This is a genomic window from Pseudomonas sp. GW821-FHT03C07, assembly GCF_059420925.1.
In genome coordinates, this window is the sequence record NZ_JBWKUQ010000013.1 from 125,860 (window position 1) to 147,641 (window position 21,782).

Annotated in this window: 19 protein-coding genes; 15 read left to right on the plus strand and 4 right to left on the minus strand. The window is 60.5% G+C overall.

Features of this window, described 5'->3' with window-relative positions:
• Positions 1–124: 124 nt before the first annotated feature.
• Both AC07VG_RS23080 and AC07VG_RS23085 read right to left on the minus strand, forming a co-directional pair.
• Positions 125–811, minus strand: coding sequence for a response regulator transcription factor (locus tag AC07VG_RS23080; RefSeq protein ID WP_191486392.1), 687 nt, complete (start codon positions 809–811; stop codon positions 125–127).
• Positions 786–4,163, minus strand: coding sequence for an ATP-binding protein (locus tag AC07VG_RS23085; protein ID WP_495021932.1), 3,378 nt, complete (start codon positions 4,161–4,163; stop codon positions 786–788). Before AC07VG_RS23085 ends, AC07VG_RS23080 begins: the two co-directional genes overlap by 26 nt.
• A gap of 317 nt (positions 4,164–4,480) precedes the next feature.
• Between AC07VG_RS23085 and urtA the strand changes: the two genes are divergently transcribed.
• The 8 genes from urtA (at position 4,481) to AC07VG_RS23125 (ending at position 12,288) form a co-directional block, all read left to right on the plus strand.
• Positions 4,481–5,725 carry an urea ABC transporter substrate-binding protein gene (gene urtA / locus AC07VG_RS23090; protein WP_495021933.1) on the plus strand — a complete coding sequence of 415 codons (1,245 nt, stop codon included), beginning with the start codon at positions 4,481–4,483 and terminating at the stop codon, positions 5,723–5,725.
• Positions 5,726–5,873: 148 nt separating this feature from the next.
• A complete protein-coding gene (gene urtB, locus AC07VG_RS23095; protein ID WP_495021934.1) occupies positions 5,874–6,791 on the plus strand; it encodes an urea ABC transporter permease subunit UrtB in 918 nt (305 codons plus the stop codon).
• A gap of 10 nt (positions 6,792–6,801) precedes the next feature.
• Entirely contained in the window at positions 6,802–7,989 is a 1,188-nt protein-coding gene (urtC, locus tag AC07VG_RS23100) for an urea ABC transporter permease subunit UrtC (protein WP_495003143.1), read from the plus strand.
• The gene (gene urtD, locus AC07VG_RS23105) at positions 7,986–8,744 is read left to right on the plus strand and encodes an urea ABC transporter ATP-binding protein UrtD (RefSeq protein ID WP_152742110.1); all 759 of its coding nucleotides are present in this window, start codon (positions 7,986–7,988) and stop codon (positions 8,742–8,744) included. Before urtC ends, urtD begins: the two co-directional genes overlap by 4 nt.
• 10 nt (positions 8,745–8,754) lie before the next feature.
• The gene (gene urtE / locus AC07VG_RS23110) at positions 8,755–9,444 is read left to right on the plus strand and encodes an urea ABC transporter ATP-binding subunit UrtE (protein ID WP_495003144.1); all 690 of its coding nucleotides are present in this window, start codon (positions 8,755–8,757) and stop codon (positions 9,442–9,444) included.
• Positions 9,445–9,616: 172 nt separating this feature from the next.
• Positions 9,617–10,846 carry a formamidase gene (gene fmdA, locus AC07VG_RS23115; RefSeq protein WP_495021935.1) on the plus strand — a complete coding sequence of 410 codons (1,230 nt, stop codon included), beginning with the start codon at positions 9,617–9,619 and terminating at the stop codon, positions 10,844–10,846.
• A gap of 30 nt (positions 10,847–10,876) precedes the next feature.
• On the plus strand, positions 10,877–11,221 hold the full coding sequence (locus AC07VG_RS23120) for an FmdB family zinc ribbon protein (RefSeq protein ID WP_495004245.1): 345 nt from the start codon (positions 10,877–10,879) through the stop codon (positions 11,219–11,221).
• Between the two features lie 14 nt (positions 11,222–11,235).
• A complete protein-coding gene (locus tag AC07VG_RS23125; RefSeq protein WP_495021936.1) occupies positions 11,236–12,288 on the plus strand; it encodes an aliphatic amidase in 1,053 nt (350 codons plus the stop codon).
• Here the strand turns inward: AC07VG_RS23125 and AC07VG_RS23130 are convergent.
• Positions 12,269–13,474 (minus strand): LysR substrate-binding domain-containing protein, encoded by a 1,206-nt coding sequence (locus AC07VG_RS23130; RefSeq protein WP_495021937.1) that lies wholly within the window; start codon positions 13,472–13,474, stop codon positions 12,269–12,271. The genes AC07VG_RS23125 and AC07VG_RS23130 overlap by 20 nt on opposite strands.
• Before the next feature lie 142 nt (positions 13,475–13,616).
• Between AC07VG_RS23130 and galB the strand changes: the two genes are divergently transcribed.
• The 4 genes from galB to AC07VG_RS23150 all read left to right on the plus strand — a co-directional run bounded on the left by galB (position 13,617) and on the right by AC07VG_RS23150 (position 17,582).
• Entirely contained in the window at positions 13,617–14,354 is a 738-nt protein-coding gene (galB, locus tag AC07VG_RS23135) for a 4-oxalmesaconate hydratase (RefSeq protein WP_495004248.1), read from the plus strand.
• Positions 14,351–15,064 carry a 4-carboxy-4-hydroxy-2-oxoadipate aldolase/oxaloacetate decarboxylase gene (locus AC07VG_RS23140; protein WP_495021938.1) on the plus strand — a complete coding sequence of 238 codons (714 nt, stop codon included), beginning with the start codon at positions 14,351–14,353 and terminating at the stop codon, positions 15,062–15,064. The genes galB and AC07VG_RS23140 overlap by 4 nt, the downstream gene beginning before the upstream one ends.
• Before the next feature lie 2 nt (positions 15,065–15,066).
• On the plus strand, positions 15,067–16,155 hold the full coding sequence (locus AC07VG_RS23145) for a 4-oxalomesaconate tautomerase (protein WP_495004250.1): 1,089 nt from the start codon (positions 15,067–15,069) through the stop codon (positions 16,153–16,155).
• A gap of 167 nt (positions 16,156–16,322) precedes the next feature.
• Positions 16,323–17,582, plus strand: coding sequence for an MFS transporter (locus AC07VG_RS23150; protein WP_495004251.1), 1,260 nt, complete (start codon positions 16,323–16,325; stop codon positions 17,580–17,582).
• A gap of 44 nt (positions 17,583–17,626) precedes the next feature.
• Here AC07VG_RS23150 and AC07VG_RS23155 read toward each other — a convergent pair whose 3' ends face one another.
• A complete protein-coding gene (locus AC07VG_RS23155) occupies positions 17,627–18,817 on the minus strand; it encodes a GGDEF domain-containing protein (protein ID WP_495004252.1) in 1,191 nt (396 codons plus the stop codon).
• A gap of 344 nt (positions 18,818–19,161) precedes the next feature.
• Between AC07VG_RS23155 and AC07VG_RS23160 the strand changes: the two genes are divergently transcribed.
• From AC07VG_RS23160 to AC07VG_RS23170, 3 genes are all read left to right on the plus strand, one after another.
• Positions 19,162–20,679 carry a polymorphic toxin type 24 domain-containing protein gene (locus AC07VG_RS23160; protein ID WP_495021939.1) on the plus strand — a complete coding sequence of 506 codons (1,518 nt, stop codon included), beginning with the start codon at positions 19,162–19,164 and terminating at the stop codon, positions 20,677–20,679.
• Positions 20,676–21,071, plus strand: coding sequence for a hypothetical protein (locus AC07VG_RS23165; protein ID WP_495021940.1), 396 nt, complete (start codon positions 20,676–20,678; stop codon positions 21,069–21,071). The genes AC07VG_RS23160 and AC07VG_RS23165 overlap by 4 nt, the downstream gene beginning before the upstream one ends.
• Positions 21,072–21,254: 183 nt before the next feature.
• On the plus strand, positions 21,255–21,677 hold the full coding sequence (locus AC07VG_RS23170; protein WP_495021941.1) for a hypothetical protein: 423 nt from the start codon (positions 21,255–21,257) through the stop codon (positions 21,675–21,677).
• Positions 21,678–21,782 lie beyond the last annotated feature (105 nt).

Genomic DNA, 21,782 nt, shown 5'->3' on the forward strand with positions numbered 1-21,782 from the left:
CCTCTTACCTCACTCAATCTTGTAGCCATCTCCAGTTTCCTGAGGGTGATGCTCGTGGGCTACAGTTTCCAAGGTTTTGTGCTTTTTTGAGGCCTCTGGACTACAAACTACGGCTTAAAGGCCGCTACATCCGCCGATGCTCAGTCATCGCCGACAGCACCACCGACGTCGCCGCCGTCCTCGTCTCCACCCCCAGCTTGATATACACGTGCTCCAGATGCTTGTTCACCGTACGCGGGCTCAAGTCCAGGATGGTGCCGATATCGCGATTGGTTTTCCCACAGGCCACCCAGCGCAGCACTTCCACTTCACGCCCCGTCAGTTGAAAGCGTGCCGACAACACCTGGCTGGCCGGCTCATCATTCAGGCTCAAGGCCGCCACTGGCTGCGAAGCCGCCCGCGCCGAATGCAGGATGCGTGAGGTGCGCAAATGCGCCGCAACCCGAGCCAGCACCTCATCAATCTGAATCGGCTTGGTCACGTAATCACTACCGCCCACCTCAAACCCCTGAACCACATGCCGACTCTCCGTCAGCGCCGTCATGAACAGCACTGGAATATCAGCACTCTCCGGCTGCGCCTTGATCCGCCGACAGGTCTCAAACCCATCCAGCCCCGGCATCATTGCATCGAGCAAGATCAGGTCCGGGCGCCGGCGTTCAATCCGGTTCAACGCACTCAACCCATCCAGCGCCACCAACACCATATAACCGGCATCGTTAAGCGCATCGGAGAGCAGGGCGAGGTTATCCGGCGTGTCATCCACAATCAGCACGACACCGGGTTCAGCGACTGTGGTCAGTGCATTCATCTTCTGCCTCCTTGAGGGTGCGGTTGATTTCGTCCAGGCGAAAGTTCTTCAGCAGCTTGCGGATCGACCCGATAAACGCCGCCGTGTCGGGTGTCTCGGCCTGGATGCTGTCGAGCTTTTCCTGCAAGCCACGGACATAGCCGATGGCGCTGAGTTCGCCGAGGGCGACAAGGTCAGGGTGTGAGGGCAAGACCCAGGGTTCGGGGAGTGCCGCCGGCGCCGGCTTTTCACGCCGCACCCAATGCAGATCAAGTTGCTTCTGAATTCTCTCCAGCAACTCCGGCGTGCGCACCGGTTTGGCCAGATAGTCATTGCAGGCACTCGCCAGGTTGCGCTCATCGCTGAAAGCATTGGCCGAGATCACGATGATCGGCACCGTGGACAGCGCATTGCGGCGGATCAGGCGGCTCGTCTCCCAGCCATCCATGGTCGGCATCGACAGATCCATCAGGATCAGGTCCGGCCCCAGCAACGCGACCTGACGAATCGCTTCCTGGCCGTTGCTGGCCTGCACCACTTCGAAGCCCAACGGTGTGAGCATGCCGTTGAGCACCTTGCGATGGTCGACATGATCGTCCACCACCAGCACCCGGCGTCGTGGTCCCTGGTAGCCGATGATGTCGTGCTCGACATGGACCACGGCTCGGGGCGCCCGCACCTGGGAAAGAAACAGCCGCACCTGGAAGCAGGTGCCCTTGTCCTGTTGGCTCCTGACCTGCAACTCGCCGCCCATCAGCGAGGTGAGCATACGGGTGATGGTCAGGCCCAGGCCGACGCCCTTGTCCTGGCGCATCAGGTCGCCGCGCTCGAAGGGCTGGAAGATCCGCTCGATATGCTCGGGGTCGATACCGATACCGGTGTCGATGATCTCGAAGTTTGCGGTTTCGCGCATGTAGCTGACCCGCAGGCAAACCTCGCCGCTGTCGGTGAAGTTGACCGCATTGCCCAGCAGGTTGATCAGAATTTGCCGCACACGTTTTTCATCGCCACGCACCACCGCCGGCATCTTGCCGATCAGTTCCAGGCGAAAGCGCAGGCCTTTCTCCTGGGCCTGCGGAGTGAACATCAGCTCCAGGTCGTGGATCAGTTCCGGGAACGGAATCTCCGTCAGTTCCAGGCGCAGCTTGCCGGCCTCGATCTTGGCCACATCGAGCAGGCCGTCGATCAGCGACAGCAGGTGCGAACCACTGCGCAGAATGGTCGCCAGGGCATCCTGGTGCTGTTCCGGCATGGCTGCGTCACGCTGCAGATTCTGGGTAAAACCGAGGATGCTGTTGAGCGGCGTGCGCAGTTCATGGGACAGCCCGGTGATGTAGCGACTCTTGGCCGCGTTGGCTGCCTCGGAGGCTTCCTTGGCATCCTGCAACGCCTGGTCGGTGACACGGTGGGCGGCGATTTCCTGCATCAGCAACTGGGTCTGGCGGGTTGATTCTTCCTGGGCCACATGGCGGCTTTCCCGGGTCAGGACAATCCACCAGGCGAGGATCGCCGCCAGCATCGAGAGGGTCAGGAAGGCCTTGAAAAACGCCTGGTACAAGGTTGCCGAATGGGGCAGTCCCTGGGAGGCCTGGCCGTAGATCAGCGCCAGGGCGCCGCTGAGCATCAGGATCAGCACCAGCAGCAGACCGAGATAATGCATCAGCCGGGTGTGCAGGCGCGGCACCATGGTGCTGGGCAGTAACCAGCGCAATAGCGACTCGAACTGCGCGGACAGGCGCCCCTGGGGTTTGCAACGATCACCGCAACGCGCATCCAGCGAACAGCACAGCGAGCAGATGGGCGTGCTGTAGGCCGGACAGAACGCCATGTCCGCGACTTCGAACGGATTGCTGCACAGACCACAGGTGACCTGCGTACTCGGCTGCACCGACCGCAGCAGCAACGGGTCACTGGTGCGGGCGATGTAATAGCGGCTGCCGGTGGCCCAGGCCAGCAGCGGAACCATGATCAGGGCCGTGCCGAGGGCTACGAAGGGCGGCGCGGCCTGGGCCAGTGTGCCGAACAGGCCGAAGTGGGCGAGGATCGACAGCAACGAGGCGATCACCATCGAGCCGACGCCTACCGGGTTGATGTCGTAGAGGTGCGCGCGTTTGAACTCAATGTGTTTCGGTGACAGCCCCAAGGGCTTGTTGATCACCAGGTCAGCGACCACGCAGCCGATCCAGGCCGTGGCGATATTGGCGTAGAGGCCGAGCACCTGGTCGATGACGTCGAACACCCCCAGCTCCATCAGCATCAGCGCAATCGCTACATTGAACACCAGCCACACCACGCGGCCGGGATGACTGTGGGTGACCCGGGCGAAGAAGTTCGACCAGGCCAGGGAGCCGGCGTAGGCATTGGTCAGGTTGATCTTCATCTGCGAGACGAACACGAACAGCACCATCGCCCCCAGGGCCCATTCCGGCGAAGAGAACACATAACTGAACGCCACCAGGTACATCTGCGTCGGTTCGGCGGCGCGCTCCATGGGGATTTCGTGTTGCAGGGCGAGAAAGGCCAGGAACGCCCCGGCGGCCATTTTCAGGGCGCCGGGGATGATCCAACCCGGACCGGCGCAGAGCAGGGCGGCCCACCAGCGTTTGCGGTTGGCCGCGGTTTTCTCCGGCAGGAAGCGCAGGTAGTCGACCTGTTCGCCGATCTGCGTCACCAGCGACAGGGCCACGGTACAGGCCGCGCAAAACTCCAGCAGATTGAAGTCGCCGCCGCTGGTGCTGCGACCGAGGAAGCTGGTCCAGTCGCTGAAAGCCTGGGGATTTTTCACCAGCACGAACAGGTAGGGCAGTACCAGTAGCACCAGCCATAACGGCTGGGTCCAGAGTTGCAGGCGGCTGATCAGGGTCACCCCATAGGCCACCAACGGGATCACCAGCAATGAGCAGATCACATAGGCGAAGGCCAGCGGGATATGGAAGTACAGCTCCAGGGCCAGGGCCATGATCGCCGCTTCCAGGGCAAAGAACAGGAAGGTGAAGCTGGCGTAGATCAGCGAGGTGATGGTCGAGCCGATGTAGCCGAAGCCGGCGCCACGGGTCAGCAGGTCCATGTCGACGCCGTAGCGGGCGGCGTAGTAGCTGATGGGCAGGCCGGTGAAGAAGATCACCAGGCTCACCGCGAGAATCGCCCAGAAGGTGTTGGTGAAACCATAACTCAGGGCCAGCACCCCGCCGATCGCCTCCAGGGCGAGGAACGACACCGCGCCCAGGGCGGTGTTGGCGATGCGCAGTTCCGACCACTTGCGAAAGGACTTCGGCGTGTAGCGCAGGGCGTAGTCCTCCATGGTCTCGTCGGCGACCCAGCTGTTGTAGTCGCGACGGATCTTGGCGATGCGCTGGGTGCCGGGTGGTAGCACGGTGAAGGACTCCTGCGGTCAAGGCGCTCCGTGCCTGGCGTTGTAGTGGTGAAAAATTGAGCAATTTTCATGCCCCAGACTGCCGGGCCGCTTTAGCGGTTACCCGTGCGCGGGCCTGCGCGTGAGGCGGTCAGGTGGCACGGGCCTGGGGCGCTAGCCTGCGCCAGCTTGGTGCGAATTTCCCTACGTCAAATGACGTATGCCTTTACGTCAGGCTGCGTATACCGGCCACCGCTGCGCGCCGCCATGCTGATGCCATCACCGTTGCTGGCCGCCCCCGAGGCGAACCCGCAGCGCCACCGCAGAGGAGTAGCAGCATGGAACCACGATTGATCCGCACCCAAGGTCTGTTGCCGCGCCGTCTGGCGCTGGGAGCGGCGGCCCTGTCGTTACTGGCCGCCAGTGTATTCAGCCAGGGGGTCATGGCGGACGAGGCCAACAGCACCGGCCTGGCCGTGACCCCGACTGAAGTTACCGTCGGCCAGTTGCACTCGGCCACCGGCACCATGGCGATTTCCGAAACTGGTTCGATCCAGGCCGAACGCCTGGCCATCGAGCAGATCAACGCCTCGGGCGGCATCCTCGGCCGGCAGATCAAGGTGATCCAGGAAGACGGCGCCTCCGACTGGCCGACCTTTGCCGAGAAGGCCAAGAAGCTGCTGGTCAACGACAAGGTGGCGACGGTGTTCGGCTGCTGGACCTCGGCCTCGCGCAAGGCCGTGTTGCCGATCTTCGAGAAGGAAAACGGCCTGCTCTACTACCCGACTTTCTATGAAGGGCTGGAGCAGTCGAAGAACGTGATCTACACCGGCCAGGAAGCCACCCAGCAAATCCTCGCCAGCCTCGACTGGATCGCCAAGACCAAGGGCGCCAAGACCTTCTATCTGGTGGGTTCGGATTACATCTGGCCGCGCACCTCGATGAAGATCGCGCGCAAGCACATTGAAAACGTGCTCCACGGCACCGTGGTCGGTGAAGACTACTACCCGCTGGGCAACACCCAGTTCGGCTCGCTGATCAACAAGGTCAAGCTGAAGAAACCTGATGTGGTGTTCGCCGCCGTGGTCGGTGGTTCCAACGTGGCCTTCTACAAGCAACTGAATGCGGCGGGCGTCAACTCTTCCAAGCAGACCTTGCTCACCCTGTCGGTGACCGAAGACGAACTGCTGGGCATCGGTGGCGAAAACATGGCCGGTTTCTATGCCTCGATGAAGTACTTCCAGAGCCTGGACAACCCGAACAACAAGGCCTTCGTCGAGGCCTTCAAGGCCAAGTATGGCAAGGACGCGGTGATCGGCGACGTGACTCAGGCGGCCTATCTCGGCCCGTGGTTGTGGAAAGCGGCGGTGGAGAAGGCCGGCAGTTTCGATGTCGACAAAGTGGTCGCGGCCTCGCCGGGTATCGAGCTGAAAACCGCGCCTGAAGGCTATGTGAAAGTGCACGACAACCATCACCTGTGGAGTAAGACCCGCATCGGTGAAGTACAGCCCAATGGTCAGTTCAAGGTGGTGTACGAGTCCGGTCTGATCGAGCCGAATCCGTTCCCTAAAGGTTACCAATAACGTTCGATCGCTATCGCCAGCAAGCTGGCTCCTACAGGGACCGCCTTGGTCGTCATTGCGGTTAACGACCAAGACGGTATCTGCACGCGCCTGGCTTGCCGGAGATGCGGTTTTTTTACTTCCACCCTCCCAGCAGGAGACCATCATCATGGAATGGCTATCGGAATTTGGTGCCATCGCGGCCATGCAGGGGTTCAACGGTTTGTCCGTGTTCTGCGTGCTGCTGTTGATGGCATTGGGGCTGGCGATCATCTTCGGGCAAATGGGGGTCATCAATATGGCCCACGGCGAGTTCCTCACCATCGGTGCCTACACCACCTATGTCTGTTCGAGCCTGACCAGCCATTTCGCCCCGGTGTTCCAGCCCTACTATTTTTTCTTCGCCATCGCCCTGTCGTTTCTGATCGCCGGCGCCATCGGCTGGCTGGTGGAGTGGGCGATGATCAGCCGCCTTTACAAACGCCCGCTGGACACGCTGCTGGCCACCTGGGGGCTGTCCCTGGTCATGCAGCAGACCTTCCGTTCGGTGTTCGGCGCCCGTGAAGTCAGTGCCACGCCACCGGAGTGGCTGATGGGCTCGTTCAACCTCACGGACGCCATCGAGATCCCGCGCAACGGCCTGTTCATGATGGCCCTGACCTTGTTGCTGACGGCGGGGATTTTTGTCCTGCTCTACCGCTCGCGCTGGGGCCTGCATGTGCGGGCCACGGTGCAGAACCGGTTGATGAGCCGGGCCGTGGGCATCAATACCCGCAAGGTCGACCGCATGACTTTTGCCCTGGGTTGCGGGGTGGCCGGGGTGGCCGGCGCGGCCTTCACCACCATCGGTTCCACCGGGCCCACCGCCGGCTCGCAGTACATCGTCGACACCTTCCTGGTGGTGGTCTTCGGTGGTGCGCAAAGCCTGTTCGGCACCATCGCGTCGGCGTTCGTGATTGCCCAGACCCAATCGATCTCGGAGTTTTTTCTCAGTGGCTCGATGGCCAAGGTGCTGACCCTGTCCGGGGTCATCCTGATCCTGATGCTGCGCCCCCAAGGGCTGTTCTCCATCAAAGTGCGCAAGTAGAGGCGAGCCGATGAACGTTCTAGACAAGATGCTGGCGGGCAAGCCGAACCTGCTCGGCGTGGCGCTGTTGGCGCTGCTGATTTTCGTGGTGTTCCCACTGACCCTGGATGCTTTCCGCCTGAACATGGTCGGCAAGTACCTGACCTACGCCTTCGTCGCCGTTGGCCTGGTGTTGTGCTGGGGTTATGGCGGCATTCTCAGTCTCGGGCAGGGAGTGTTTTTCGGTGTTGGCGGCTACTGCATGGCGATGTTTCTCAAGCTGGAAGCCTCCGATCCGGTCAGCACCAAGATCCAGACCACGCCGGGCATTCCGGACTTTATGGACTGGAACCAGATCACCGAACTGCCGTGGCTCTGGGTGCCGTTCCACAGTTTCAGCTTCACGCTGCTGGCGGTGATCCTGGTGCCGGTGCTGCTGGCTTTTATCATCGGCGTGGCGCTGTTCAAGCGGCGGGTCGGGGATGTGTATTTCTCTATCGTCACCCAGGCCATCGCGCTGATTCTCACGGTGCTGATTGTCGGGCAGCAGGGACTGAGCGGTGGGGTCAATGGCATCACCGATCTGAAGACTTTGCTCGGTTGGGACCTGCGCACCGACAACGCCAAGCTGCTGCTGTATTTCATCAATGCGGCGCTGCTGTTCGGCTGCATTTTTATCGGCCGTTTTGTCCTGGCTTCCAAGCTTGGACGGCTGCTGATGGCGATGCGCGACAAGGAGGAGCGGGTGCGCTTCTCCGGTTATGACGTGGCCACTTTCAAGATATTCGTGTTTTGCATCGCCGCCGGGTTCTCGGCGATTGGCGGCGCGATGTTCGCTTTGCAGGTGGGCTTTATGTCGCCCACGTTCGTCGGCATCGTGCCGTCCATCGAGATGGTGATCTTTACCGCGGTCGGCGGGCGTATGTCGTTGCTCGGTGCGGTGTATGGGGCCCTGCTGGTGAACTACGGCAAGACCTATTTCTCCGAGTCCTTTCCCGAACTGTGGTTGTACCTGATGGGCGGGCTGTTCATTGCCGTGGTCATGTACTTCCCTAATGGGCTGGCCGGGCTTTGGGACAGTCATGGTCGCCAGGCTCTTGCTCGATTGCTGCGGCGTTCTCCTCGCTCACAACTGGTGGCTGCGTCCTTGCCGCAGGCCGTGCGTGTCGAGCCGAAAGCTCCAGCTCCTGAACGTCCTTCTCTGGAGACACAGCCATGACCGCCATCGGTTTTCAGATGAACAAACCGGTATTGGCCATCGAGGGGCTGACGGTGTCCTTCGACGGTTTCAAGGCGGTGGACAACCTCAACCTGTATATCGATCGCAATGAAGTGCGGGTGGTGATCGGACCCAATGGCGCCGGCAAGACCACGGTGCTCGACCTGATCTGCGGCAAGACCCGCGCCACCAGCGGCAGCATCCAGTTCGACGGGAAAGAGCTGACCCGGATGCACGAGTACAACATCGTCCGCGCAGGCGTTGGGCGCAAATTCCAGAACCCGTCGATCTACGAAAACCTCACGGTGTTCGAGAACCTGGAGATGTCCTATCCGGCCGGGCGCAAGGTGTTCAGTGCGTTGTTCTTCAAGCGTAGCGCCGCGGTGATTGCCCGGGTGGAAGAGGTGGCCCGGGAGATCTTTCTCGGCGACCTGCTGGAGCAACAGGCCGACCTGCTTTCCCACGGGCAGAAGCAGTGGCTGGAGATCGGCATGCTGCTGATGCAGAACCCTGACCTGTTGATGCTCGACGAACCGGTCGCCGGGATGAGCGTCAACGAGCGGGTGCAGACCGCCGAGTTGCTCAAGCGCATCAGCCAGGGCCGTTCGGTGCTGGTGATCGAGCACGACATGGAGTTCGTCAAGAGCATCGCCCACAAGGTCACCGTGTTGCACCAGGGCAAGGTGCTGGCCGAGGGCAGCATGGAGTCGGTGCAGAACAACCCGAAAGTCATCGAAGTCTATCTGGGCCATTGAGGAAGCAGGCATGTTCAACGTCAACAAGCTGTCCTGTGGCTACGGCCAGAGCCAGATCCTCCACGACCTCGACCTGGCCGTGGCCAAGCAGGAAATCGTCGCCGTGATGGGGCGCAACGGCATGGGCAAGACCACGCTGTTCAAGAGCCTGATGGGCATTCTTCCGCAGTGGGGCGGGCAGGTCAGTGTCGATGGGCGAGAGGTGTCGAAGCTCGAGACCCACGAGCGGGTCGAGCATGGCATCGCCTATGTGCCCCAGGGGCGGATGATCTTTCCCAGCATGACGGTGCTGGAGAATATCCAGACTGGCTTGCCGGCCTCGGCCCGGGGCCAGGTGCCGGAAGACCTCTATGCATTGTTCCCGGTGCTCCACGACATGCGCTCGCGCAAGGGCGGCAACCTCTCGGGCGGACAACAGCAGCAACTGGCGATTGCCCGGGCGTTGGCGACCAATCCCAAGGTGCTGCTGCTGGATGAGCCCACCGAGGGCATCCAGCCGTCGATCATCAAGGACATCGCTCGGACCCTGAAGGAAATCCGCAATTTGCGCGACCTGACCATCGTGGTTTCGGAGCAGGTGCTGTCGTTCACTCTGGAGATCGCCGACCGCTTCCTGGTGATCGAGAAGGGGCGCTTCGTCATCGAGGAGACCCGCGACAAGGTCGACGAAGCGACCATCAGCCGTTACCTCTCCGTCTAGACACCACCGTCCTGTAGGAGCCCGGCTTGCCGGCGATAGCGCCCTTGAAATCGCCATCGCCGGCAAGCCGGGCTCCCACAGGGCGCTACGTCATCCGACGTATTGGCCGATTCGCGCCGCCATTCGAGACTGCCAGCAACGCTGTACATCCCTACTGTCCAGGAGCTTTGCCATGACCGATACCTTGATCAAAGTCGACCTCAACCAGCCCGCCACCGAGAACGAACAGATTCACAACCGCTGGCATCCAGACATCCCGATGGCCTGCTGGGTCAAACCGGGAGATGACTTCATTCTCGAAACCTACGACTGGACCGCCGGGGCGATCAAGAACAACGATGACGCTTCCGACGTACGCGATATCGACCTCTCCACCGTGCACTACCTCTCCGGCCCGGTCGGTGTGCACGGCGCCGAACCAGGCGACCTGCTGGTAGTCGACCTGCTGGACATCGGCGCCAAGGTCGAGTCCCAATGGGGCTTCAACGGTTTCTTTTCCCGCCAGAACGGCGGCGGCTTCCTCACCGATCACTTCCCCAGTGCACAGAAAGCCATCTGGGATTTCAAAGGCATGTTCACCCGTTCGCGGCACATCCCCGGGGTCAACTTCGCCGGCTTGATCCACCCTGGCCTGATCGGTTGCCTGCCGGATCCGCTGATGCTCGCCGACTGGAACCGTCGCGAGCAGGAACTGATCGACACCAACCCGACCCGCGTGCCGCCCCTGGCCAACGCGCCGCTGGCCGCCACCGCGCACATGGGCCGACTCAAGGGCCAGGCCCGCGATGACGCCGCCGCCACCGGCGCCCGCACCGTGCCGCCACGTGAGCATGGCGGTAACTGCGATATCAAGGACCTGTCCCGCGGCTCGAAGATTTTCTTCCCGGTCTACGTCAACGGCGCCGGCTTGTCGGTGGGCGATCTGCACTTCAGCCAGGGCGACGGCGAGATCACCTTTTGCGGCGCCATCGAGATGGCCGGCTGGGTGCACATGAAGGTCGAACTAATCAAGGGCGGCATGGCCAAGTACGGGATCAAGAACCCGGTATTCAAGCCAAGCCCGATCACCCCGAACTACAAGAACTACCTGATCTTCGAAGGCATCTCGGTGGACGAGAGCGGCCAGCAGCACTACCTCGACGTCAACATCGCCTACCGCCAGGCCTGTCTCAATGCGATCAACTACCTGACCAAGTTCGGCTACTCCCCGGCCCAGGGTTATGCCCTGCTGGGATCGGCACCGGTGCAGGGCCATATCAGCGGTGTGGTGGATATCCCCAATGCCTGCGCGACCTTGTGGCTACCGACCGAGATCTTCGACTTCGATATCAACCCCAACGCCAACGGCCCGATCAAGCACCTGGACGGCAGCATCGACCTGCCCATCGCCCACGATCTGTAAGGCGCCATCGACATTCCGGGAGGACACACCATGCCGACCTACGAATACCCGTGCCAGGCCTGCGGCACCTTCACCATGCTGCGACCCATGAACCAGCGCCATGAACCTTGCCAGTGCCCCTATTGCGGTGGTGCGGGCGGTGGCTTGCAGCTCTCGGCGCCGGCCTTGAACTGCCTGTCCAGCAGTCAGCGCCAGGCCATCGCGACCAACGAGCGTAGCGCTCATGCACCGCAGACCATTGCCGAGTACCAGCAACGGCGCCATCCCGCAGGCTGCGGTTGTTGCGCGCCGAGCAAACCGGTGGCGCCGAGCAAGGCCAACCCCCTGGGACTCAAGAGCAAAACCGGGCCACGGCCCTGGATGATCAGCCACTGACAGAGGTTTTCTTCATGCGCCATGGTGATATTTCCAGCAGCCCGGACACCGTCGGTGTTGCTGTCGTGAACTACAAGATGCCGCGCCTGCACAGCAAGGCCGAGGTCATCGACAATGCCCGCAAGATCGCCGAGGTGATCAAGGGCATGAAGCAGGGGTTGCCGGGCATGGACCTGGTGGTGTTCCCCGAGTACAGCACCATGGGCATCCTCTATGACCATGATGAAATGATGGCTACCGCCGCGACGATTCCTGGTGAAGAAACCGCGATCTTCTCCGCGGCCTGTCGCGAGGCCAATACCTGGGGTGTGTTTTCCCTGACCGGCGAGCGCCACGAGGAACACCCGCACAAGGCGCCCTATAACACCCTGGTGCTGATCGACAATCAGGGGCAGATCGTCCAGCGTTATCGCAAGTGCATCCCCTGGTGTCCCATCGAGGGTTGGTACCCCGGTGATCGCACCTATGTCTGCGATGGCCCCAAGGGCATGAAGATCAGCCTGATCATCTGCGACGACGGCAACTATCCGGAGATCTGGCGCGATTGTGCGATGAAGGGCGCGGAGCTGATCGTCCGCTGCCAGGGCTATATGTACCCGGCCAAGGAGCAGCAGGTGCAGATGTCCAAGAGCATGGCCTGGGCCAATAACTGCTATGTCGCGGTGGCCAACGCCGCCGGTTTCGATGGGGTGTATTCGTATTTCGGGCACTCGGCGATCATCGGTTTCGACGGCCGCACCCTGGGCGAGTGTGGCGAGGAGGAAATGGGCATCCAGTACGCCCAACTGTCGATCTCGCAGATCCGCGATGCACGGGCCAACGATCAGTCGCAGAACCATCTGTTCAAGCTGCTGCACCGTGGTTATACCGGCATCTACGATTCCGGCGATGGCGACAAGGGCATCGCCGACTGCCCGTTCGAGTTCTATCGCACCTGGGTTCTGGATGCAGAGAAGGCCCGGGAGAATGTGGAGGGCATTACCCGGCGCACGGTGGGGGTGGCTGATTGTCCGGTGGGGCAGTTGCCCCATGGTGGTAAAGAGCGAACTACGGACTCCCCTGTGTGACAACCGCCCGAATATGCTTGATCAGCGCTTCGGCCGCCGGCGAGTTGAGACCGTTGGTCCGGTAGATCAGCCCTATCGGTCGCCCGGTGTCGCCCAGCGGCACCGGTAATTGTTGAAAATCCCCCGAGGCGATTTCGTGCTCCAGCTGGTGTTCAGACACCACCGCCAACATGTCCGAACGCATCAGCAAGCCGCGGATGATCGCCAGGTCGCCGGTTTCTACCATGGGCAGCGGGGCCTGGCTGTCTATCTGGTTGAAATGCGCATCCAGCAGCCTCCGGGCGGGGCTATTGGCCCGGGGCAAAATCCACCGGGCCTGGGCCAGATCCTCAGGCGTCACCGCTCGGCCCAGCAGGGGATGGTCGCGCCGCACCAGAATCACCATGGCCTCGGTCAACAACTCCTCGCCATACAGGTCGCTGGCATAGTCGGCGGAACGCAGAGCACCGAATACAAAGTCGAGGTCGCCGGCGCGCAGTTCCAGCGCCAGCAGGTTGAACGGGCTTTCATTGGTCGAAACCTGCACGCCAGGGTGCTCGGCCAGCAAGCGCACGATCGCTTCCGGCAATATCCGCGTGCGCCCCAGCGGCAGCGCGCCTACGCGGACGACGCCTTGCAACGATCCCTTGAGGGCCGCGATGTCGGCATCCAGATGGCGCAGCTCGTTGAGTGCCCGGCGAATCGGATAGAGGATTTCGCTGCTGGCGCGGGTGGGCATCAACCCGCGGGCGGTGCGTTCGAAAAGCACTTTCCCGGTGCCTCCCTCAAGCACCTTCAATGCGGCGCTGATCGCGGGCTGAGTTAATTGAAAGGCGTTGGCGACGGTCTGCATGTGCTGGGTTTCGCAGAGTTTTACGAACACCTCCAAGCGGCGGGTGTTCAGCAAATAAAGCGGCTCATGGAAAGGTTGCGATGGCTGTCCAAGCAACGCCGGAATGCCCTCCAGCTCAGCCAGGATGCGCCGGGCTCTGGCCAGGATGCATTTGCCATAGGGTGTCAGCAACATGCCGCTGGCGTGCCGTTCGAACAGCGGATTGTCCAAGCGCAGCTCAAGGTCGCGAATCGAGCGGGTCACCACGGATTGCGCACGCAGCAACACCTCGGCTGCCTTTGACACGCTGCCGTGTTCGGCAACCCTGACAAAGGCGCGGATTTGCATCAGATGCGCTAGTTCAGGCGATGACATTCAACTGCTCTCCCGCTGCGGCTGACGACCGTTCATCAAGAGCCGATAAATAAAAAGTATATCAGGAACAATTGAACGCATGACTCGCCCACGGATATCCATGCCAGCATCGGTATAAATAAAACCGCGAGTCCTATCCAACATGACGACCACTGTCGCAAAAACCGCCCTTGTGGTGAGCGCCCACTCCGCCGACTTCGTCTGGCGGGCGGGCGGTTCGATCGCGTTGCACGCCAGTCAGGGTTACCAGGTGCATATCGTCTGCCTTTCATTTGGCGAACGGGGTGAGTCGGCCAAGCTCTGGCGAAAGGGCGAAATGAACGAAGACAAGGTCAAGGCCGCGCGCCGTGAAGAGGCCCAGGCCGCCGCTGACATTCTTGGCGCGACGATCGAGTTTTTTGATATCGGCGATTATCCGATGCGCGCGGATAAGGAAACCCTGTTTCGCCTGGCCGATGTGTTTCGTCGGGTCCAGCCGGAGTTCGTCCTCAGCCATTCCCTGAAAGACCCGTATAACTACGACCACCCGCTGGCGATGAACCTGACTCAGGAAGCCCGAATCATTGCCCAGGCAGAAGGCTACAAACCGGGCGAGAAAATCGTCGGCGCGCCGCCGGTGTACAGCTTCGAACCGCATCAGCCCGAACAATGTGACTGGAAGCCGGATGTGTTGTTGAACATCACCGACGTCTGGGACAAGAAGTACGCCGCCATTCAGTGCATGGCCGGCCAGGAACATCTCTGGGAATACTACACGCGTGTCGCCCAGCAGCGCGGCGTGCAGGCCAAGCGCAATATCGGCATCACCGCGAGCAAGGATATCGTCTATGCCGAGGGCTACCAGAGCCTCTTCCCGCGGGTGACGGAGAATCTGGGATGAACGCAATCGGCAGAACCGGTGTCGTGGTCCGCAACATACCTCGGGCCGATGCGGCGTTGATTGATGAGCTCCAGCGCTACGGTGTCGCCACGGTTCATGAAGCCCAGGGGCGCAAGGGCCTGCTGGCGCCGTTCATTCGGCCGATCCAGCAGGACTGCTGCATCAGCGGCTCCGCCATCACGGTGTTGGTCGCCCCGGGCGATAACTGGATGTTTCACGTCGCGGTCGAGCAATGCCAGCCCGGTGACATCCTGGTGGTTGCGCCGAGCTCGCCGTGCAGCGATGGCTATTTCGGCGATTTGCTCGCCACTTCATTGCAGGCCCGTGGCGTCCGCGGCCTGGTGCTGGAAGCCGGTGTTCGCGACACCAGGACCCTGCGTGAGATGGGTTTCGCGGTATGGTCCAGGGCTGTGCATGCCCAAGGCACGATCAAGGAAACCCTCGGTTCGGTGAATATCCCCGTGGTGTGCGCCGGTCAGTTGGTCAATCCCGGCGATGTCGTCCTGGCTGACGATGATGGTGTGGTGATTGTTCGTCGCGAGGCGCTGCCGGCCGTTATCGCCAGCAGCCGTAAACGCGCCGAGCTGGAGGAGCAAAAGCGCTTGCGACTGGCCAACGGTGAGTTGGGCCTGGACATCTATGACATGCGTCCTCGCTTGGCGCAGAAGGGCCTGATATACCTTGAGAGTCTTGATCAACTGGAAGACTGAACATGGCCCAGACCCGCATACCTTGCTTGATGATGCGCGGTGGCACCTCTAAAGGCGCGTATTTCCTGAGGGAGGATCTGCCCTCGGAGCGAGGTCTGCTCGATCAGGTGTTGTTGGCGGCCATGGGTTCCCCTGATGCCCGGCAAATCGATGGCATGGGCGGCGCGGACAGCCTGAGCAGCAAAGTGGCGATCATCGCGCGCTCCACGCGGGCGAACGTCGACGTCGACTATTTGTTCGCCCAGGTCGAGGTGGGCCTGCCGCGGGTCGACTACGGTCAGAATTGCGGCAATATCCTGGCCGGGGTCGGTCCTTTCGCCCTGGAGCGGGGGCTGGTCAAGGTGACGGGCGACGTCACCCGTGTGCGGATTTATATGGAAAACACCGGGCAAACCGCCACGGTGGTGGTCCAGACTCCCGGCGGTGAAGTTCGCTACGACGGTCAGGTTCACATCGACGGCGTGCCCGGTACGGCAGCACCGATCGTGGTGGAGTTCGACGATATCGCGGGCGCCAGTTGCGGGGCGTTATTGCCTACAGGGCAGGCGCTGGATCGCTTCGACGGTGTTGAGGTGACCTGCATCGACAACGGCATGCCGGTGGTTCTGATCCGTGCGGCCGACCTGGGGCTCACCGGATACGAGCCTCGCGAGCAATTGGAGGCGGACGAGGCGCTCAAGCTGTCGATTGAGTCCATTCGCCTGCAGGCGGGGCCGTTGATGAATCTGGGGGACGTCAGCCATCGCAGCGTGCCCAAGATGTGCCTGATCGCCGCGCCTGTCGCCGGCGGCGCAATCAGCAGTCGCACGTTTATTCCTCATCGCTGCCATGCCTCCATCGGGGTCTTCGCCGCGGTGAGTGTCGCTTCCGCCTGCCTGATTGAAGGTTCTGTCGCCCAGGGGCTGGCACGGCTGGCCACGGACGAGCCTATCCAGGTGTCGGTGGAACATCCCATTGGCGAGTTCACGGTGGCCTTGACCCTGGAGAACGGTGCCGTTACCCGTTGCGGACTATTGCGTACCGCGCGGCTGTTATTTGACGGTCAGGTTTGCATACCTCGCGCCGTATGGAACGGCACGTCGGTCGATTGAAGTGCGACCGTTCATGTTGACCACTGGATAAATAGATATAAATAAAAGCGATACGTCGTTAAGTTTTTCGAGCCGAGCGAATCGCCTGTGGCAGTTAGGATGAGTGGAAGATTTACACCCTATAAAAACAACACAGGTGATGTATGCGATTAGGCTGGTATTCGGATTTGACCCCGAAAGAGAGGCGTACCTATTGGGCATGCTTCGGTGGCTTTACCCTCGACTCCATGGACTCGACCATCTACGCCTTGATGATGCCCGTCCTGCTGACGGTGCTGAGTCTGAGCAAATCCGATGCGGGCATGCTCGGTTCCGTGGCGCTGATTGGCAGCGCGGTCGGCGGCTGGGGGGCGGGGATGCTGGCTGACCGCTACGGCCGGATCAAGGTGATGCAAGGCACGGTTTTGTGGGTCGCGACCTTTACCTTCATGGCAGCGTTTTGCAGCAGCTTCTGGGCATTCCTGCCGGTGCGGTTTCTGCAGGGAGTCGGCTACGGCGGCGAAGCGGTGGTGGGCGCGGTGTTGATCAGCGAGGCGATTAAACCCGCCTTGCGTGGCCGTGTCGCGGCATCGGTCCAGAGTGGTTATGCCCTCGGTTATGCCATCTCGCTGGCCGCCATGCCGGTGGTCTTCTACTTTCTGCCTGAAGACATCGCCTGGCGGGCTTTTTTCGCGATCGGGCTGTTGCCGGCGTTGCTGGTCTGGTTCATCCGTCGTCTGGTGCCGGAGTCCGACACGTTCGCCAAGGTGAGCAGCCAGCACAGAAAAATGGATATTCGTAGCATCTTTACCGCGGAACATCGCCGCGTGACGTTGATCAGCACGGTGTTGGCGAGCGGTATTTTCGGTGGTGCCTACATCATGATCACCTGGTTGCCGACCTACATGCGCATGACATTAGGCCTGCCCATCGCCTCGACCTCAGGTTATCTGGCGGTGAATATCGTGGGTTCGTTGCTGGGGCCGTTCATTTACGGCTTGATCAGCGACAAGATCGGCCGTGGCAAAACCTTCATGCTGTTCCTCGTCTGCCAGGCGATCGTCGTCTCGATCTATATGTTCGCCCACATCGACCTGTCGGTCCTGCTCGGCCTCGGGCTGCTGTTGGGGGCGTTTCAAGGTGGGTTGGCGTCAGGCTTGCCGCTGGCGTTTTCGGAACTGTACCCCACCCGGATTCGCGCCAACGGCGCCGGGTTCTGCACCAGCTTCGGACGTGGATTTGGTTCGATCATGCCGGCGGCTGTCGGTTTCGCCTCGGGTCACATGCCCCTCGGTATCGCCATGGGCTTGTTCGCCATTGGTTCTTACGCCATCGGCTTTATCGCCGCGCTCTGCCTGCCTGATGCCACCGGTGTGGACCTGGATGCGCTGGATTCCAGTACTGCCAGTGACACTCCGACGGACGCATCCTGGGTGGTTCGGCATTAGGGGGGATCAGCCACTTTGCGCATCCCGAGCGCCAGGTGAGGGTTTCAGGTGGCGGGAGGGGCGGCCTGGGTCAGATCGGCCAGCTTTCCAGCCACCTCCACCCGATTGCGACCTTTCCCTTTGGCGCCATAGAGCGCCTCATCCGCCACCGACAGCAATCGCGAAAGCTCGTACCCCGATTCCCCGGTGGTCACCAGGCCGATACTCACGCCGAGAAAGCCGGGCTCCAGCAGCGTCAGCCCGGCAAACGCGGCGCGAATACGCTCAGCCACTTCCAGCGCGCTGGTTTCATCGCTATCGCCCAGCACACAGGCAAACTCTTCGCCGCCAATGCGCCCGAATACATCTGCCGGACGGAGGATCTGTGTCGTGACCCGGCCGAAGGCGATCAGTGCCTGATCACCCACGGCATGGCCGAAGGTGTCGTTCAGGCGCTTGAAGTGATCCAGGTCGCAGAGCAGGAGCGCTGCCGCCACTGCGCGACGTTCGCAGTCGGCCAGCAGTTTTTCACTCTTGAGCATGAATGACCGCCGGTTGCCGATGCCGGTCAGCGGATCGCTGTAGGCCGCGGCCTTGAGCTGACGTTCGGCACGCTCCTTGACCATGGCCAGGGTCACGTAGCCGATTCCAACTATGTAGACCATGGATTCGAACAGCATGAAGGAGAAGAACGGCACACCTTTGCCGCTACCCGCTTGTGCCTGCTCCAGGCCGATACCGGTATCGGTAAAGATCCGCACGCAGTAGAACAGGGTATTCAGCGCCGTCAGGGTCAACGCGGGCAGATAGGACGCTTCGAGGCTGTGCCGGCTACGCCAGAATTCCAGCAGGGTCAGCCCGCCGTAGCCGGCTGCCAGCGCCGAGTAGGCGGCTACCCGCAATGTCAGCGATTCGAAGAAGGTTGGCACCAGGCACAACGTTAGCCAGGTCGTCGCGCCTGCGAGCATGCCCGGCACTGAAGGCGAGCGTCCGGCAAACACGCGCATGGCGGTCCAGTTCATGGCGGCGCTGAGCAACAGGACCACGTTGCCCACCACCAGCGGCACAAAGTCGACGCCCAGGCCACGCAAGCTCACCAGCAGGATGCCGAGGGACGCCAGCAACATCATGCTGCCCAGGTAGGCGAGGCAGCGTTCGCGGGTTTCGCGCATCCAGGCGTGCAGGCTCAGCAGCCCCATCAGGCAGAAGATGAAGACCGAGACCAGCAGCAGGGTGGGGATGTGCAGCAGTGTCATGTTCGGGCAACCCTGTTCAGCCAGCAACCGGGAATAGCCCGGGGCGGCGGCGGTGGGTGCCAGGGAACACCGCGAGGTGGAAAGCAGGAATTGGCACGTTAGTGAGCCGTTTGGGCAATCACTCGGCGGGATTGTAGCGGTATCTCTGTGGGGTTGCCTGCTTGTTGAATCGGGTTGCCGGACAAGGTCCTACAGATAGCGTTGAGTTGTCTGGCATCCAATGCGGTCACTTCCTTTTGGCCTCGACCGTAAGCTTCGATGACTGGGCCGGATAGTGGGTTTTCTGTTTTTGTCGGTCCTTCTCGAAGGAGCGAACGACCGTTGAAACAGGGATCTCGTTAACCGTGGGCCATTACGACTCCAGGGGCAATTATTCGCCCACACCCGGCCCGTGTATTCCTTTACCTCCACGCAATTCCGAGCGCCGCGCGACGCCTCCGCCGGCCTATAACGGCGACTTCTACAGCCAGGCAAAGCGGACCATTGAGCGCGAGGTTCCGCCGAGCACCTGCCATGTCGGTTTGAAGTTTGTCTGGGATAACGGCGAAGGTCTGGGGTGTGATCTGCCTTGCGTGCTTACCCCGGCCAGTGGCGATCCCATTCGGACTCGGTTGGATGAGTACAGCCGATTTGTCGGCAGCATTCCCGACGGGCCTTATCAGGCGCAGATGCTGGGGGACGTCGACGTTGAAGAACTGGTGGTCCGCAGCCGTGCCGAGGTGCGGGGCGCGCTGGAGGCGATCCTTGATGCGGAGCGTGCCGAAGCGGCAGCGTTGGAGGCTATTCAGGAGGACCGCAGTGCTGTCGTCAACGCGTTCTATACCCATCTGGCGATTGGCAAAGGGGCGCTTTATGGCGCTTGGGGACTGGTTAAAAGCCTCAAGGAATATGGTGATCTGCTCAACCCCTTCGTTACCTTTTCCAATGTCGTGGTGGCCGCCTGGAACGCTGACGCCTCCAATGGCGGCAGTTGGATCGCTTCCTTTCGCGACAATTTTTCCCAGGAGCAGCATCGCGAACTGGTAGAGGCGCTGGGCTTCGACCCAAGCAAGATCACCCGTGAGCAACTGGCCGAAAGCTACGAAACGGCGTGCTTCGTGATGGAGGACGGGCCGAGTCGGGACCTGTTGGCGCGATTTGTCCTCGATTATGTGAAAGCCCAGAACCGCGAAGAGATTGCTGAGTTCACGGGGGCGGTAGTTTTCGAGATTGTGCTGATCGCGCTGTTGGTCATGTATAGCGGTGCTGCTGGTGTGGCGGCGAAAGCTACGGCGCCGGTGCGCAACTTCGCATTGACGCAACGTTTGGGCACTGGGCTGAAACGGCTCGGCCAAAGCCTCAAGAACGCTAGAATCAAAAAGGCGGGAAGGGCAGAAGGGAAGGGCGCTGGGGCTCAGGTTGTCGAGGTTGAGCGCCCGAAGGAAGTTTCCAATGCGGCATTAGTCGCTACTGTACTGAAGGATTGGTCGCATTTGACCTTGAGTCAGCGCCATTTCGTGAACAAGGTGTCAAGCGCAAAGGCTGCTGGTAACACGATATATACCGTTCCTCGTGAGATTGTACTCAGAGATTTGAAAGAGATTCATCTCAATGGAGAAAGCATTCGAAACGGCGAAACATTCAAGACGTCTTCAGGGCGAGTTTACGGAAGGCATAAGGACTCAATCCATCCGATCAGTGGGCCCGGAACAATGAGCCTTAACGCTCAACAATATAAGGTTTTGGTGGAAGCCAAAAAGAAGGGGCGTGTGGGTGCTGAGAACTATATGGGGTTCGTGGTTCGAAGCGGTGGCCTGACTGCTGAGGAGGCTAGTGTGATGTCTAAATTGTTTGATGTGTTGGATGCTGGAGGTTTGAAGTGACACAGACGCTGAATGTTCTGATCAAGAAAGATGTTGATGTGTCTGGTATTGTAAAGTGCTTTGATGACTTCTTTAATTGTGCCGTGAGTACGATGGAACGGCCCAATCAGAAAAGCATTTTTTTTCTGCACTGTTTTGAGTATTCTGAAGGTTTTCGTAGGGCCGCTTTTTTGAGTTGGAATGGGGGCGTGGATGAGTTTGATGAACTTTCTTTGGGGTTGCATGTGGCGAGCTACTTTGGAACGGAGGTCATGTTTGAACCTCATAGGGTAAAATTGCCTGCCGGTTTAGAGTTTTTGCTAATTAATGCGGGCGGGGTAAGTTACGCTGCTGATTATCGTGAGCTCGAAGATGGAGTTGATATTCTTCCCGGGAGCCTAGTTTCAATTTGATGCTGATGAATTTGTGAGGGGAGAGGTGACTGCTATGTTTTTATGGTTGAAAGTCTAAGTGAGTTCGGACGGACAGCTGCTTTGACGAATTATACCCATCTGGCGATTGGCAAGGGCGCGCTTTATGGTGCTTGGGGACTGGCTAAAAGCCTCAAAGAATAGGGTGATCTGCTCAACTCGTTTGTGACCTTTTCCAATGTCGTGGTGGCCGCCTGGAACGCCGACGCCTCCAATGGCGGCAGTTGGATCGCTTCCTTTCGCGACAATTTTTCCCAGGAGCAGCATCGCGAACTGGTAGAGGCCCTGGGCTTCGACCCAAGCAAGATCACCCGTGAGCAACTGGCCGGAAGCTACGAAACGGCGTGCTTCGTGATGGAGGACGGACCGAGTCGGGACCTGTTGGCGCGATTTGTCCTCGATTATGTGAAAGCCCAGAACCGCGAAGAGATTGCTGAGTTCACGGGGGCGGTAGTTTTCGAGATTGTGCTGATTGCGCTGTTGGTCATGCATAGCGGTGGTGCTGGTTTGGCGGCGAAAGGCGCAGCGTCGGTGCGCAACCTGGCATTGACGCAACGTTTGGGCACTGGGCTGAAGCGGCTCGGCTAAAGCCTCAAGAACGCTAGAATCAAAAAGGCGGGAAGGGCGCTGGGGCGCAGATTGTTGGGGTTGAGCGCCCGAGTAAGGTACAGCCTGGCAAGCTTGATAAAACAC